At 40.2% G+C, this 15730-nt stretch carries 14 protein-coding genes; 4 read left to right on the forward strand and 10 right to left on the reverse strand.

The genetic code is table 11. The features are described from left to right. Positions 1–229 precede the first annotated feature (229 nt). The gene (locus ACFILA_RS05670; RefSeq protein ID WP_375660798.1) at positions 230–598 is read left to right on the forward strand and encodes a helix-turn-helix domain-containing protein; all 369 of its coding nucleotides are present in this window, start codon (positions 230–232) and stop codon (positions 596–598) included. Between the two features lie 428 nt (positions 599–1026). Here the strand turns inward: ACFILA_RS05670 and ACFILA_RS05675 are convergent, their stop codons facing one another. Next, positions 1027–1293 carry a hypothetical protein gene (locus ACFILA_RS05675; protein WP_273791296.1) on the reverse strand — a complete coding sequence of 89 codons (267 nt, stop codon included), beginning with the start codon at positions 1291–1293 and terminating at the stop codon, positions 1027–1029. A 710-nt stretch (positions 1294–2003) separates the two neighbouring features. Between ACFILA_RS05675 and ACFILA_RS05680 the strand changes: the two genes are divergently transcribed. Then, positions 2004–2375 carry a helix-turn-helix domain-containing protein gene (locus tag ACFILA_RS05680; RefSeq protein WP_375660799.1) on the forward strand — a complete coding sequence of 124 codons (372 nt, stop codon included), beginning with the start codon at positions 2004–2006 and terminating at the stop codon, positions 2373–2375. Positions 2376–4013: 1638 nt separating this feature from the next. On the opposite strand, the gene ACFILA_RS05685 is transcribed toward ACFILA_RS05680, so the two are convergent. The 3 genes from ACFILA_RS05685 to ACFILA_RS05695 all read right to left on the reverse strand — a co-directional run bounded on the left by ACFILA_RS05685 (position 4014) and on the right by ACFILA_RS05695 (position 6951). After that, on the reverse strand, positions 4014–4409 hold the full coding sequence (locus ACFILA_RS05685; protein ID WP_273791294.1) for a hypothetical protein: 396 nt from the start codon (positions 4407–4409) through the stop codon (positions 4014–4016). Between the two features lie 645 nt (positions 4410–5054). Further along, complete coding sequence (locus tag ACFILA_RS05690; protein ID WP_375637717.1) at positions 5055–6290, reverse strand: MFS transporter; 1236 nt, start codon at positions 6288–6290, stop codon at positions 5055–5057. Positions 6291–6825: 535 nt separating this feature from the next. Continuing rightward, on the reverse strand, positions 6826–6951 hold the full coding sequence (locus ACFILA_RS05695) for a hypothetical protein (RefSeq protein WP_375660800.1): 126 nt from the start codon (positions 6949–6951) through the stop codon (positions 6826–6828). A gap of 568 nt (positions 6952–7519) precedes the next feature. Between ACFILA_RS05695 and ACFILA_RS05700 the strand changes: the two genes are divergently transcribed. Beyond that, positions 7520–7891 carry a helix-turn-helix transcriptional regulator gene (locus ACFILA_RS05700; RefSeq protein ID WP_273791324.1) on the forward strand — a complete coding sequence of 124 codons (372 nt, stop codon included), beginning with the start codon at positions 7520–7522 and terminating at the stop codon, positions 7889–7891. Positions 7892–8294: 403 nt separating this feature from the next. Here ACFILA_RS05700 and clpB read toward each other — a convergent pair whose 3' ends face one another. The 5 genes from clpB to ACFILA_RS05725 all read right to left on the reverse strand — a co-directional run bounded on the left by clpB (position 8295) and on the right by ACFILA_RS05725 (position 12179). Then, positions 8295–10874, reverse strand: a complete 2580-nt coding sequence (gene clpB / locus ACFILA_RS05705) for an ATP-dependent chaperone ClpB (protein ID WP_375631423.1) — start codon at positions 10872–10874, stop codon at positions 8295–8297. A gap of 196 nt (positions 10875–11070) precedes the next feature. Next, on the reverse strand, positions 11071–11229 hold the full coding sequence (locus ACFILA_RS05710) for a hypothetical protein (RefSeq protein ID WP_375660801.1): 159 nt from the start codon (positions 11227–11229) through the stop codon (positions 11071–11073). Between the two features lie 244 nt (positions 11230–11473). Beyond that, positions 11474–11602 carry a hypothetical protein gene (locus ACFILA_RS05715; RefSeq protein ID WP_375660802.1) on the reverse strand — a complete coding sequence of 43 codons (129 nt, stop codon included), beginning with the start codon at positions 11600–11602 and terminating at the stop codon, positions 11474–11476. 118 nt (positions 11603–11720) lie between these two features. Then, positions 11721–11855, reverse strand: a complete 135-nt coding sequence (locus ACFILA_RS05720) for a hypothetical protein (protein WP_375660803.1) — start codon at positions 11853–11855, stop codon at positions 11721–11723. 189 nt (positions 11856–12044) lie between these two features. Continuing rightward, a complete protein-coding gene (locus tag ACFILA_RS05725) occupies positions 12045–12179 on the reverse strand; it encodes a hypothetical protein (protein WP_375631425.1) in 135 nt (44 codons plus the stop codon). Positions 12180–13645: 1466 nt separating this feature from the next. Between ACFILA_RS05725 and ACFILA_RS05730 the strand changes: the two genes are divergently transcribed. Continuing rightward, complete coding sequence (locus tag ACFILA_RS05730) at positions 13646–14017, forward strand: helix-turn-helix domain-containing protein (protein WP_375631426.1); 372 nt, start codon at positions 13646–13648, stop codon at positions 14015–14017. Positions 14018–14447: 430 nt separating this feature from the next. On the opposite strand, the gene ACFILA_RS05735 is transcribed toward ACFILA_RS05730, so the two are convergent. Next, positions 14448–15395, reverse strand: a complete 948-nt coding sequence (locus ACFILA_RS05735; RefSeq protein WP_375660804.1) for an MFS transporter — start codon at positions 15393–15395, stop codon at positions 14448–14450. Positions 15396–15730: the final 335 nt, after the last annotated feature.

Below are 15730 nucleotides of genomic sequence, written 5' to 3' on the forward strand. Positions count from 1 at the left end.
TTTACTAATGAGGCAATTTTGGTCGTCTACGCAACAACCAAGAGGGGTTAAAAGCCCTAAGTTCAGTACATAAAAATCGATACCACTTTGTGGGTATCTCCCGGATTCCGGGAGCTTTTGCTATGTCCAGGTGCTTGTCAGCACTAAAAGCAAAAGGCTGACTGAACTCAGTACTTTTAACTCCCGGAATACTCATGCGAGGGCGCTCGCAACCGGAGGGGAGCTTGAAGTGCAAACTAAAAATTCACATTTTAATGACATTTCAATAGGTAAAAGAATCCGTTATAGACGACTTTCAATGGGACTTTCTCAAAAGGAATTAGGAAGCCATTTAGGTGTCAGTTTTCAACAAATCCAGAAATATGAAAAAGGTTTAAATCGTGTAAGCGCGGGGTGTTTGCTCGAAATTGCTAAAAAACTAGAGGTTCCTATGAACTTTTTTTATGCGGACCTTTTAACAGCAGATATTCCCACAAAAGAACATGCCTTACACCACGATCAAGACACATACAGCGAAAAAGAACACACCCTTTTAAAAAACTTTAGAGAGCTCCAGCCGAAAAAACAAAAAGCAATCTTGTGGTTGATTTCTGATTAGACAAAAGCGCACCCATCAACATCCCTCGCCAATATATCCAACATCCTTAAAATATAAGCTTCAGATCACGACACTTCAAAGAAGGCAATTTTATCAGACAAGACAGATAAGCCCTGCCCTAAAATATTCCCTCACACACCTTTCTCCAGTCAACGCGATTTATCCCCCTCTTCATCCCAGCTTTCCCCACTCCATTCACAAATGCGTCCCCTAGTTCTCCGACCACATTCCATGCCAAGACAAAAACATACAATGCATAAATCTTTCACTTCACTTTTACGGATTCACATTTTTACGCTTTTCCATCTTTACAAAAGGCAGCAAATGAAACTGTTCCCCCAGTGTCTTATACTGCTCTGTCAAGAATCCGACATCTTGTAGCAGTTTCCTCCTACCAACCACTCAGACAGATCAGCATACCATACCCCTCAAACAACGGATTCAACAAGCAAGGCTTTTCTGAATATTCTTACACCCGTCCCTCTCCAACACAAAGAGCGAAAGCTCCCACAAATACCGAACAATTCCGCTTCGAAGCAAATACCCCACCCAAAAGACAAAGCTTCACACACACACCAAAAAGCTTCTCCCACAGTGCCAATTTTCACATGCTTCATCCTAGCTTTCCACTTCATTTGCAGACTTGTTCCCCAGTCCTTTCCCACATTCCATGCCAAGACAAAAGCATACAACACATAAATTCTTCACTTCATTTTTACGGATTCACGTTTTTACGCTTTTCCATCTTTACAGAAAGCAGCCAAACGAAATTTCCAAACCAGCCCACCACTCAATAAACAAGAGTCTGTTAACAATCCCACTTTTTATCGAGCACATTGCATTTGGGTAACCACCTCTCACCACCCCTCAAAGAATGCTGTTTCACCAGACACAGACAGATAACCCCTACCCTCCAATATCCAGACACTCTCACAAAAAGCATCTTATAAATTGATGTACTTGAAGGTCTCTCAACGGCATATATTTGCCTCTAATGCCCCATCTCCCCCTACCTCAAATGACAATATTTTATAGCATAAGGCATAAGGCATAAGGCATAAGGCATAAGGCATAAGGCATAAGGCATAAGAATATAATGAGATAATTTTTAAGATACAAAAAAATGCTCTCATTTTCCAAATCTTTTAATTGTTCTTGCCAATCCCTTGAAATTACTTTATCACTCAAAAGGTGCCTTGATCGTCTACGCAGCGATCAATAGGGAGTTGAAGCCCGAAAACTCAAACGTTAATTTACCCCACGTTGTGGGTATCCCGGAGTTCCGGGAGTTTTTGCTATGTCCAAGTGCCATGAGCACTAAAAGCAAAAAGCTGATTTGAGTTCAGTGCTTTCAACCTCCCGGAATACTCATGCGAGGGCGCTCGCAACCGGAGGGGAGCTTGAATTGCAAACAAAAAATCCACATTTTAATGACATTTCAATAGGTAAAAGAATCCGTCACAGACGCATTTCAATGGGGCTTTCTCAAAAAGAGTTAGGAAGCTATTTAGGTGTCAGTTTTCAACAAATCCAAAAATATGAAAAAGGTTTAAATCGTGTAAGCGCGGGGTGTTTGCTAGAAATTGCTAAAAAACTAGCAGTTCCTATTACCTTTTTTTATACTGATATTTTTGCAGAAGAAGATATTCCCACAAAAGAAACTCTCTTACACCACGATCAAGACACATACAACGAAAAAGAACACGCCCTTTTGAAAAACTTTAGAGAGCTCCAGCCGAAAAAACAAAAAGCAATCTTGTGGTTGATTTCTGATTAGACAGTGGTTAATTTCTGATTAGGCAAAAGCGCATCAATCGACATCCGTTGCCAATATTCCCCTCTGCCTAAAGCCTTGCCGCCTGATACCACCACATCTCAAAAAACGGTTTAGGCACCGGTTTACGACATCATAGGATCAAACTTCAAAATAGGATAACAAACACCAAAATCTTGGAAAGACATCCCCACCCCTCTCACAGAATCTTATCAAAAGATCTCTTCTGATTTAAACGCACAATTCCGATTGTATCATTATGATACCTTTTTACATTTACCTTGTCAAGTTTTTATATTTTTCTTTTGATATTTTTGTGTTTTTCTTTAAGGGAGCCACATCCCTCAAAACACTTTTCCTGCAAAATGCCCCTCATACAAAACACAATGTCTAAAACAACAAGAGCTAAAATAGGATTTTTCCTAAATAGGTATCCCTCTAAATGGGCTTCCCTCTAAATAGAATTCCCCCTCTAAATAGGCTTCCCCTCTAAATAAGATTTCCCCTCTAAATAGGATTTCCCCTCTAAATAGGATTTCATTGTATTGCTCATTCCACCCGCTTACTAAAAAAACACCTCTCAATGCTTCTCACACCCATTTCACGGATATCCCCCATACAAATATAGATGCAACTATAATTGTTAAGCTCCGCATAGAATATAAACGCCCACCACGATTTTTCTCTCTTCACATCTCTTTACACATCAGCTCTGCAATCTGTTCACAGCCATTCCCCACACACTCTTCTCCAGAAAACGCACTTCAACAGCACTCTTCATCCCAACTTTCTCCTCCATTCACGAAGACACTTTCCCCCAATCCTTCTCACCACTCCATACAATAACAATATATTGATTTATAATGATAATTTAGCATTATTTATATTGATTGAGAGTTCCGAATATCGTAAGATTCTCTCATTTCAAATCCCTCCCATGTTGAATCAATCAAAATCATTCGCTTCCACGTTAAAAGCGAGGAGAACCCGTGTAAAACTATTAAGAAAGGAGTAAAAATGGCTCTTATGAACCTTTCCAAGAGCTGTCACAACATTAGGGGGCTAGCAAATATAATGATAATACCCAGCTTGCTTCTTCATAAGTGTAAAGATAGGGGTGCTCAATGGATTTATCATTATACCATGACAAAAAACACGCACAATATATAAATCCATAAATCCCTCACTTCATTTTACAGATTCACATTTTTACGCTTTTACATCATTACAGAACGCAGCCAAAGGAAACCCCCAAACCACCACGCGACAATTTGATAAAAACAAAACACCTTTCCAACAATCTCAAACAACAGATTTCTGTAAAGAGTTCATATGAATTTGATTGTTTAGATCTGACTATTAGATTGGCATATAGAGCCGTAGAACAGAAAGTAATTTTCTATAAGACAGAAACGATAAAAGCGCTATATAACTGAGACAGAACATGAAGGATTGCAAACAGATAAAACGACATCTTTCTTCGTTACAACACTGAAATTGTAAACGAGACGACGGATAATTGTCATCTGAATATGTAATTTTCATATCTGCAAATTTTTATTGATTAATTTAATCCCAACACTTCCCCTGAAATACATTTCTTCATTATCTACTTCTTTGAGACAAACCGGCAAAGGGGTTTCATCTATTATAAGTGCGAATATAATAACGCGTTACTCCAACCTCATCATAAGAAACCATAGACAGAATACCTATCTTTATTGGCGTTATTTGATAAGTCAAAATTACACCATTTTGCTGTTTGTTTGGTTGATCTGTATAGATCACGTTATATCCATTCCGTCGCAAGAGATTAATAAATACAGGAGTAAAGTTGTCTTCTGTTTTATTTTTTTTCACAATAAGTGTTGTTGTAGCGGGCGGTAAAGGTTTTTTAAGATTACGAACAAAATCGTTAGCAATTAATTTTATATCATCTTGCGTAATATTTGGACTGACATAACTTGATGAATAATTATTGATAGATGCACAACCAGCCACCAAGACAAGAGGCAACGGAAATAAATATTTTGACATCTTAACTCCCCTATAAATTGTATTCTCTTCTGAGAAGCTCCTACACCAGAAATAAGAGCATCCTTTCAAAGAATAGCCTTAACAACATACTGCTTTACTATCAAGCATTAGTTAATCACTTTCTCGCTTGTTTAAAAAACGACCACCATCTCTCATAGTACTCAAAGCTTATGTTTAAGACACAAAATATATATGTTAAAAGTACGAAAAAACACATGTAAAGCATATAGTATATGTATACTTACTTTCATGGTGTGTTGCATTACATAAACCAACGCACAGCACCCTTCATTTCCCCTCCATTCACGAAGACACTTCCCCCCAATCCTTCTCACCCCTCCATATCATGACAAAAAACACGCACAATATATAAATCCATAAATCCTCCGCTTCACTTTTACAGATTCACATTTTTACGTTTTTACATCTTTACAGAACAAAGCCAAGGAAAGGTTCACCACCCCGTACCACTCTATAAACAAAGGTCTGTAAAGAATTCAAATGCTTGCCTAGCAAGTTTCCACCACTGACCACTCATTCGTTTCAGATCACCCCCTTCAAAAAGCGGTGTTTTTACCTCATGAATAAGATAATGAGCAAAACCGTCTTTAAAAAAAAAGAAACGGCATGGAGATATCAAATATATCAATGGTCGTCATCAACTGTCGTGTTAAGAGGTGTTAACTCTTTATTTTTCTTAATTTTTACAACGCCAAGAATTCCCGTGGAAATAATTAATGCGGACATCGCTAAAAAAGAGCTTAACAATCCCACGAGTGCCAAAAGTCCAGCAATAAAGCCAGACATTGCTTCCGCAGAGTTTGCTAAAGTTGAAAAGGTTCCAAAGCTCTTACCAAAATCTTCACGACGAGAATATAATTGAATAGCTGAGACTAAACCAATATCCACAAAGGCACCAATAAATCCTAAAACAAATGCTAACACGAGAAGGAATTTTAAATAAATTTCTGCAGCTAAGGGCATAACAAACAGAATAACCCCATAAAGAAGCCAAAATATCATGAGCTTCAACGAAGTAATATTTAATATAATTTTACTATATAACAAACCACCAACAATAGTTCCAACAGCCATGAGAGAAAAAATATAACTCACAAAGCTTTCCTCTCCCCCCACAAAAAGAACAAAAGCTGGAATTAAAAATCTTAAAATTGCACCCGTAAAGAGAATAGCAAACGACGAGCTAACGAGCGTAATAAATAAATTATTATTTTCTGTAGAAATATATTTAAGATATGAAGCTGTTTCTCGATAAATTTTTATAAAATTGAATGATTTATTCTCGCTTGAATTTAAATTCATGAGATTAAATAACATGATAATAGATATAAAATAGGTAAAAAAATCAAAAATGAGTACTGCCGATTTATTTGCTAAAAAAAGCAGTATGGAACAAACCAAAGGGCCAATGACGGCTGCCGTTTCCATGATAATTTGAGCAATGCTATTGGCCTTTGTAAGATCTTTTATTGAAAACATTCTGGGAATAGCAGCTTGAAAACTTGGTTGGAAAATACTTCTTCCTATCGTTGTACATATTGCTGCAAAAATAAGAACAATGATATGTGCCGTACCTGTTATATAAGTTATAAAAACAAACAATGAAGCTAATAATCTAACAACTTCACTTAAGATCATATTTTTCTTCAAAGAAAAATTATCCGCTAACCAACCTCCTATAGGGCCAAAAAAGAGAAAAGGGATAAATCGAAAAAAATACACAAGACCTGTAAAAAAGGTGTTATCTGTTAATTCTAAGACCAGTAAAATAAAAACAACTTCATAAGCATAATCACCAACTTTGGAAATAAAGAGAGAGCAAAAAAGAGCTAATGGACTCTTTTTTAAAAACAAATTCATATCAACCATCCGATATTAAACTTTTCTACACTTAAAGTTACACTTCCTTCGATACAATTGGTGATATGAACTTCAGAAGAGTCTTTTATTCTAATAAATCGCTTAATAAGTTAAGTGAAAGTTTTTAAAGAAATACTCTCTTGATATAAGCATTTACTCTAATATCAAGTAATATATTAATTTTTCTTGCTTATTTGCTTTAAAAAAGAAAGAATGTAAAAATTATGAGATCAAAATCTGCTATATTAGTACACTGACTTCCAGCCCACGTCTCAAAGAATGAAAATTCCCAACCAGCACTAATCTACAATCCCACGTCAAAAAGCAGCTTTCCCCACAAAATAAAGCTTACACCCACCCACTCCTCAAACGACAGCACTTCGTCAGGCTCGACAAATCAAACCCTATCTTCTTAAGCCGCCATCCTTCACGCATCTCTTTGCAACACCCGCCTTACCCACACTCTCCTCTTATCCATGCGCACTCTCTTCATCCTCCATTCCCCCTTTTTCTCTCCCATCACACACTTAACAACTTAACACCCCTCTTCCTCCCAGCGTCTCCCTCCATTCACGAAAACACTTCCCCCCAATCCTCGCACCACATTCCACGCCCCCAAAAGCCCAAAGTGACCAAAAACACGCACAATATATAAATCCATAAGTCCTCCGTTTCACTTTTACGGATATACGTTTTTACGCTTTTACATCTTTACAGAACGAAGCCAAATAAAATTTCCACATCACCACCCCGCGCTGCTCTGTAAACAATAGTCTATAAACGAACCCAGCTTTTGGCCTAGTACCCCTTACAGTCTTCAGACGTCCCCCTCAAACGAGACTGTTTCATCAGACCAGAACAGATAAGCCCAGCCAAAAATATTCACCACACACTCTAAAAAACACCTAAATGTGGAAATTGATATACTTGATATCATCCCCCCTCCAAATAACGCCGTTTTATAGCATATTGATTTTTCTTGCCAATCTTCTGAAATTACTTTATCACTTAAAGTGTAATTTTGGTCGCCTACGCAACGATCAATAGGGATTAAAAACCCGAAGACTTGACACATAAATTTATCCCGCTTTGCGGGTATCCCGGAATTCCGGGAGATTTTGCTATGTCCAGGTGCTTTAGCACTAAAAGCAAAAAGCTGAGTCAAGTCAGTGTTTTTAACTCCCGGAATACCAATGCGAGGGCGCTCGCAACCGGAGGGGGGGCTTGAAGTGCCAACTAAAAATCCACATTTTATCGACATTTTGATAGGCAAAAGAATCCGTCATAGACGCATTTCAATAGGACTTTCCCAAAAAGAATTAGGAAGCCATTTAGGTGTCAGTTTCCAACAAATCCAAAAATACGAAAAAGGCTCAAACCGTGTAAGTGCCAAATGTTTACTAGAAATCGCCCAAAAACTAGAAGTTCCCGTAAACTTTTTTTATGCAGACCTTGCCACAAAAGAAGATCTTTCAACAAAAGAAACTCTCTTACACCACGATCAAGAAACCTATAGCGAAAAAGAACAGGCACTTTTAAAAAACTTTAGAGAGCTCAAATCTAAAAAACAAAAAGCAATCTTGTGGTTGATTTCTGATTAGGCAAAAGAGCACTAATCAACGTTATTCGTTAATATATCAAACAACAAAACATCCTTAAGTCAAATTCAGATCAGCTCCCCACACCCCTTCAAAGAGCAATGTTTTACGGCGAATAAACGGCATTTCTCTTTAACGCTTTTACGCACAAAGCAATAAAGCAATCCCGCTTGTGACTTCACTTATAACATTGCAAGAAAATAGCTTTCACGACAACCAGAAGTAAAAGAATCCTACGATATTCGAGAACGCTGATTTAACATGCAAAAACACCGACCACTCCCTTTGCTTTGCAATAAAACACCGCTGTCTCATCGTGAATTTTTCTAAATCAGCACACCTCAAAGAGCGGTGTTATCGCATAATAGGATTATCACCGCCCTTTATAGCGTAAATTTTTCCACACTTAATCTTCAGGCAAAAATTCCAACCGATCTCCTTGTTTTGTAATTTTCACCGTTGTCTCATCATGAATTTTTCCAAATAAGATATTTTCCGCCAGTGGGTCTTGAATTTCTTTTTGGATAATCCGTTTAAGCGGACGCGCACCATAGAGCGGATCATAGCCCTTATCGGCAAGAAATTTTCTCACCTCTGGCTCGATTTGCAAAGTTATTTTGCGTTCATTGAGCAAATTTTGCAAATGTTCTATCTGAATATCGACGATCGCTTCCATATCGTGACGTTGCAGCCTTTGAAAGAGAATAATCTCATCAATACGGTTTAAAAACTCAGGACGGAAAGCCGCTTTCACGACATTCATAACATCATTTTTTGCCTGCTCAACGGTTTGCCCTTCAGGCAAAGCAGTTAAAAACTCAGCACCAAGATTAGAAGTCATAATCAGCAAGGTATTGCGAAAATCGACGGTACGTCCTTGACTATCGGTCAAACGTCCCTCATCCAACACTTGCAACAAGAGATTAAAAATATCAGGGTGTGCTTTTTCAATTTCGTCGAATAGAATGACCTGGTAAGGTCTTCTACGTACGGCTTCGGTCAGCACCCCACCTTCTTCATATCCAACATATCCAGGTGGCGCCCCAATCAGCCGCGCCCCAGCATGCTTTTCCATATATTCCGACATATCGATGCGCAACATGGCATTGGAGTCTTGGAAAAGAAAAGCGGCAAGTGCTTTGGTTAATTCGGTTTTTCCCACACCGGTAGGACCCAAAAACATGAAAGAGCCAAGCGGGCGATTGGGATCTTGCAACCCTGCGCGCGCACGGCGTACAGCGCGAGAAACAGCTTGAACAGCCTCTCCCTGCCCAATCACACGTTTGCTAATTTCATCTTCCATACGCAACAGCGCCTCCCGTTCTGCCTCCAGCATTCGATCAACAGGAATACCGGTCCAGCGTGAAACAATCCGCGCCACATGTTCAGCAGTAACCGTCTCTTCAACGAGATGATTTTGTTGATCATCATTTTCCGCAATGCTCAATTGTTTTTCGAGTTCAGGGATAACGCTATAAGCGAGCTCTCCAGCGCGTTGGAATTGTCCATCACGTTGTGCAATAGCCAAAGCATTACGAGCTTCTTCGAGTTGTTTTTTCAAATCAGCAGCATGCCCTAATTTTTGTTTCTCAGCCTGCCAAGCACTTGTCATCTCAGCGGACTGTTGTTCCAATGTTTTGAGTTCCTCCTGCACATTTTCCAAACGTTCTTTTGCTGTTGGCTCGACATCTGTTTTCAAAGCTTCCCGTTCGATCTTCAACTGTAAAATACGCCGATCAACAGCATCGAGTTCTTCCGGCTTTGAATCGACCTGCATGCGCAACCGTGCCGCCGCTTCATCGATAAGGTCAATAGCTTTATCCGGCAAGAAGCGATCCGTAATATAGCGGTTAGACAAACGCGCCGCCGCAATCAAAGCACTATCAGCCAAGCGCACTTTGTGATGTTGTTCATATTTTTCCTTAATACCGCGCAAGATAGAAATAGTATCTTCTAAAGAGGGTTCCGGTACAAAGACAGGCTGGAAGCGTCGTGCAAGAGCAGCATCTTTTTCGACATATTTTCGATATTCATCGAGCGTAGTAGCCCCCACACAATGGAGTTCTCCGCGTGCAAGAGCAGGTTTTAACAAGTTGGAAGCATCCATAGGACCGTCAGATTTTCCAGCCCCAACGAGATTATGCAATTCATCGATAAACAAAATGATCTGCCCATTTTCAGCTTGCACCTCTGCCAACACCGCTTTGAGGCGCTCTTCGAATTCCCCACGATATTTTGCACCAGCGATAAGCGCTCCCATATCCAACGCATGAAGCTGTTTATCCCGCAAAGTTTCAGGCACATCGCCATTAACAATGCGCAATGCCAACCCTTCCACGATAGCTGTTTTCCCCACCCCTGGTTCACCAATAAGCACAGGATTATTTTTGGTCCGCCGAGAGAGCACCTGAATAGTGCGGCGGATTTCCTCTTCCCGCCCAATCACAGGGTCGAGTTTTCCTTCACGGGCATCTTTTGTGAGATCACGGGCATATTTTTGCAAAGCATCATATTGGCTTTCGGCATGGGGGCTTGTTGCTGTTTTTCCCTTCCGCAAATCATTAATAGCCTCATTAAGCGCCTGCGCTGTCAACCCTCCGTTTGTAAGAATATCAGCAGTTTTTGCGGTCTTTTCCATGATCAGCGCTTGCAACACACGCTCAACGGTCACAAATTGATCACCGGCTTTTTTCGCCAAATCTTCCGCCATGTTAAAGACTTTTGCCAACGGCTGAGAGAGATAGAGCTGTCCATTCCCCCCTTGCACTTTAGGCAAAGCATCAAGTGCTTCGTTAAGCGCCTTTCGAATAAGAGTAAGATCACCACCCGCTTTTTGGATCAGTGATGCTGCCAATCCTTGAGAATCGTCTAACAACACTTTCAACAGATGCTCCGGCAAAAACTGCTGATGATCAGAAGCAAGGGCACCACTTTGTGCTGATTGTAAAAAACCCTGCACGCGTTCGCTATATTTTTCCAAATTCATTTTTTTTCCTTAAATCTCAAGCCACCACCGCACTTTAAATTCCCCCAACATTCCACAAAAGAGACATCTTCAAAGGACAGCCCCCCCCCCACAAAACACCGCAAATGATGCCGCATGAAGAAGAACCGTAGTGCTAAAAAGAATATGGGTTTTTACACGCCTCATAGCAAGAGGGAGAAAAAAATACGCTATCAATTTAAACAAAAACCGCAACTCCCCTATACGCCCCACCAGCCCAGCTTCCCCACCAGCCCAACCCCAACCGGCCTAGCCGCACTATTACAGTCTCTTCACCCCCAATGCTCCCATCGATGTCAGACAAAAGCCCACCATGACAAAAACACGCACAACACATAGCCCCCCACTCCTTTTTCACAAACACATTTTTACGCTTTTACATCTTTACAGAACGAAGCCAACGAAAGGCTTACCACCCCACACCGCTTTGTAAACACTGTTCTGTAAAAGAACCCAGCTTTTTGCCTAGTCCCCCGTCTTCAGACTCCCCTCCTCAAACGACAGCACTTCATCAGGCTCAACAAATCAAGCTCTATCTCCTTAAATCACCATTCCTTCACGCATCTCTTTGCACCACCGCCTTACCAACACTCTCCTCCTATCCATGCGCACTCTCTCCATTCTCCCTTCCCGTTTTTCTCTCCCGTCACACACTCACAACTTAACAGCACTCTTCCTCCCAACTTCCATTCACAGACTCTTTCCCTCATTTATCTCGCCACATTTCTCACCATGACAAAAACACACACAACACATAGCCCCCCACTCCTTTCTCACAAACACATTTTTACGCTTTTACATCTTTACAGAACGAAGCCAAGGAAAGGCTTACCACTCCACACCGCTTTGTAAACACTTTTCTGTAAATAATTCAAATACTTGTCTAGCAAGTTTCCACCACTGACCACTCATTCGTTTCAGATCACCTTCCATTCCTCCCACACTCTTCTCCAACCAACGCACTCAACAACACTCTTCATTTCTCTTCCAGTCTGGCACCTCCCCCAATCCTCTCACTACATTCTATGTCAGACAAAAGCCCAACGTAACCAAAACACGCACAATATATAAATCCACAAATCCTCCGCTTCACTTTTACGGATATACATTTTTACGCTTTTACATCTTTACAGAACGAAGCCAACGAAAGGTTCACCACCCCACACCGCTCGATAAACACTGTTCTGTAAATAATTCAAATACTTGTCTAGCAAGTTTCCACCACTGACCACTCATTCGTTTCAGATCACCTTCCATTCCTCCCACACTCTTCTCCAACCAACGCACTCAACAACACTCTTCATTTCTCTTCCAGTCTGGCACCTCCCCCAATCCTCTCACTACATTCTATGTCAGACAAAAGCCCAACGTAACCAAAACACGCACAATATATAAATCCACAAATCCTCCGCTTCACTTTTACGGATATACATTTTTACGCTTTTACATCTTTACAGAACAAAGCCAACGAAAGGCTCACCACTCCACACCGCTCGATAAACACTGTTCTGTAAACAATCCAACTTCTTATCTCAAAGGCCCCCTACTGATCACTTTGTATAGTTATCACCCACCCCACAAACGAAACTGTTTCATTAGACTAGACAGATAAGTCCAGCCTAAAACATTTATCACACACTCTAAAAAACGCCTAAATGTGAATATTGATATGCTGATATCACACCCCTCCAAATAGCGCCGTTTTATGGCATAACAGAATAGAAAATTTTTGATTGTTCTTGCCAATCTTCTGAAATTACTTTATCACTTAAAGTGTCATTTTGATCGTCTACGCAGCGATCAACAGGGAAAACAGGCCCTAAACCCTAGCGTACAATTGAGCCTACTCTTGTGGGTTTCCCGGAATTCCGGGAGTTTTTTGCTATGTCCAGGTGCTTTTCCGCACTAAAAGCAAAAAGCTGACTAGGGTTCAGTACTTGTTGCTCCCGGAATACCAATGCGAGGGCGCTCGCAACCGGAGGGGGTGTAAAGTGCCAACCAAAAATCCAAATTTTATCGACATTTCTGATTAAGCAAAAGACGCGATTTATAATCCATATTTCGCACTTTTTTAAAAAGTACCCAATCATATAATCTCTTTGAGATTATTTTCATTTCTCTTGCCAATCTTCTGAAACTACTTTATCACTTAAAGTGTCATTTTGATCGTCTACGCAGCGACCAAAGGGAACTGAAAGCCCTAAACCTAACGTACAATTGAGCCCACTTTTGCGAGTATCCTTAGAATTCCGGGAGTTTTTGCCATGTCCAGGTGCGTTTCCGCACTAAAAGCAAAAAACTGACTAGAGCTCAGTATTTTGACTCCCGGAATACCAATGCGAGGGCGCTCGCAACCGGAGGGGGGGGCTTGAAGAGCCAACTAAAAATCAAAATTTTTCGACATTTCTGATTAAGCAAAAGACGCGATTTATAATCCATATTTCGCACTTTTTAAAAAGTACCCAATTTTATAGTCTTTGAGATTATTTTCATTTCTCTTGCCAATCTTCTGAAATTACTTTACAAATTAAAAAATGTTTTTTGATCGTCTACGCAACGATCAATAGGGAACTAAAAGCCCTAAATCCGAGCGTACAATTGAGCCTACTTTTGTAGGTATCCCGGAATTCCGGGAGTTTTTGCTATGTCCAGGTGCTTTAAGCACTAAAAGCAAAAAAACTGACTCGGATTCAGTACTTTTAGACTCCCGGAATACCAATGCGAGGGCGCTCGCAACCGGAGGGGGGCTTGAAGTGCAAACCAAAAATCCAAATTTTATCGACATTCTGATAGGCAAAAGAATCCGCCACAGACGCATTTCAATGAGCCTTTCCCAAAAAGAATTAGGAAGCCATTTAGGTGTTAGTTTTCAACAAATCCAAAAATACGAAAAAGGCTTCAATCGTGTAAGCGCAGGATGTTTACTCAAAATCGCCCAAAAACTGGAAGTTCCTATAAGCTTTTTTTATGCAGACATTGCTACAAAAGAAGATATCTCAACAAAAGAAAATACCCCACTCCGTGATCAAGAAACCTATAGCGAAAAAGAACACACTCTTTTGAAAAACTTTAGAGACCTCCAGCCAAAAAAACAAAAAGCAATCTTGTGGTTGATTTCTGATTAGGAAAAAGAGCAACAATTAACATACCCCTCTGCCTAAAGTTTCCCATACCTGATATCACCATACCTCCAAGAGTGATGTTTTATGGCATATAAGATAATTCACACTATAGCTTGTTTTCTGTTTCCATTATTGCGTCAAGCCAAGCTGATTGAGGATTAGCAGCTGAGTTTTTAAGTTTGACTATTCGTAGCAAAGCGGAGTTAAACAAAAATGACATTATCGCTCAAAACCATGCCCCCTATTGAGTTTACGAGACGGTAGAACAGTGTCAAGAAAACAAAGCCCCGAAAAAAAACAAAAATATGAGCGGTTAAGTAAAAATCAAAAATTGAATCTATAACGTTGAAAAAGCTGCTCTATGTTAGATTATCTCCACGTCCTCTAAACCTCAGAAAAATGATTTAAAACATTTGTTCCGTTGATGAGCCAATCATTGAAAACGAATAATAGACAAAGAACGGTTCACCAATATCCTGATAGCCAATAAACAGAATAATCCACTCAATCCAGAAAGAAGGAACAATTTTCCAGCCGAAGTGTGACCTAAAACAAACGCTCCAACAAACGGCGCCACCAACATCGCTAAATTTTGTATAGACTGCACCCATCCGGAAGCCAATCCAATCTGTTCATTGAAATTGCTTACCAGATAAACATTAGAAGATATGGAAAAGTAAGCGCTAACCATTCCAATAAGGAAAAAACAAAGCAACAAAGTCTCAATACGGAGTAAATCAAAGTAAAAAAAGCACACTGAGATCATGACAAAACCAATCATTGTTGACATTGCCGGCATTAACAACTCCGATATTTTGCCTGTAAGGGGTTTATACTTTGATTGTTTCACACGCCAAAACCCATAGAGAAAATTACCAATCGCTGAAGCAGATACCAGCATTCCAAGAGTCTGTTTATTCATTTTCATTGTGCTGAGAATAACGGGCAACTGATTATTCACCATAAAGACCATGGCAAAATACACAAACACCACCGCCACATAGGCATACCAAGCTGTCCCATAAAGCCTCTGCTGTACTTGCGTGGTATTCGCTTTTTTTATTCTTAGCGACGAGACAGGTTGTGCACCAATAAAACAAAACACGATAAAGCCTAGCAATGTCAAAAAACCAGAAAATAATAAAGTATAGGTATCTGACAAAAGTACAGACAGAGCACTCCCCAAAGCAGGTCCTATCATCTTTGCTGCGCTATTGATCATGTTAAGCACAGAATAGTAACGAGTCCGTCCGTGTTCAGGCACAGAATTTGCACTAAGAACGGAAATTGCAGGCATGGCTAGACTGTTGAATGTCGCTCGAATAACTGCCAGTATAATAAATCCTTGCAGACTGTCGCCAGCAATAAACCGACAGTACATAGCGCCCGTAACAGCAGTGACGCCCGCAACCAATGGATCATAGAACGGTGACTTACCAACATTCCAATTGGCTTAGACAGAACGATACCAGGGAATAATGTTGCCGCTCCAATAAAAGCGACATCATATTGATTAGCTTTCCAAGTGAACACAGATACGGTCAAAATCACGATATAATCAATCCAGCCCCCAAATGACACCATACCATTACCCAGCAAAAGCACCAACAAGCGATTTTTTATTGCCCCACCTCTTTGCACCAAAACACACTCCCCCTCTTTTTTCGTTAGCAATACTGATTAGATGACCAATTTTTCCTCATACCCTAAAAGCAC

It is taken from the genome of Bartonella sp. CL71SXKL (genome assembly GCF_042194935.1).
Taxonomy (GTDB): Bacteria; Pseudomonadota; Alphaproteobacteria; order Rhizobiales; family Rhizobiaceae; genus Bartonella.

Coding starts and splice junctions, on each gene's coding strand:
- ACFILA_RS05685 (WP_273791294.1), bottom strand. CDS start 4,409: ATGTCAAAATATTTATTTCCGTTGCCTCTTGTCTTGGTGGCTGGTTGT.
- ACFILA_RS05690 (WP_375637717.1), bottom strand. CDS start 6,290: ATGAATTTGTTTTTAAAAAAGAGTCCATTAGCTCTTTTTTGCTCTCTC.
- ACFILA_RS05695 (WP_375660800.1), bottom strand. CDS start 6,951: ATGGATTTATATATTGTGCGTGTTTTTGGTCACTTTGGGCTTTTGGGG.
- clpB (WP_375631423.1), bottom strand. CDS start 10,874: ATGAATTTGGAAAAATATAGCGAACGCGTGCAGGGTTTTTTACAATCA.
- ACFILA_RS05710 (WP_375660801.1), bottom strand. CDS start 11,229: ATGTGTTGTGCGTGTTTTTGTCATGGTGGGCTTTTGTCTGACATCGAT.
- ACFILA_RS05715 (WP_375660802.1), bottom strand. CDS start 11,602: ATGAGGGAAAGAGTCTGTGAATGGAAGTTGGGAGGAAGAGTGCTGTTA.
- ACFILA_RS05735 (WP_375660804.1), bottom strand. CDS start 15,395: ATGTACTGTCGGTTTATTGCTGGCGACAGTCTGCAAGGATTTATTATA.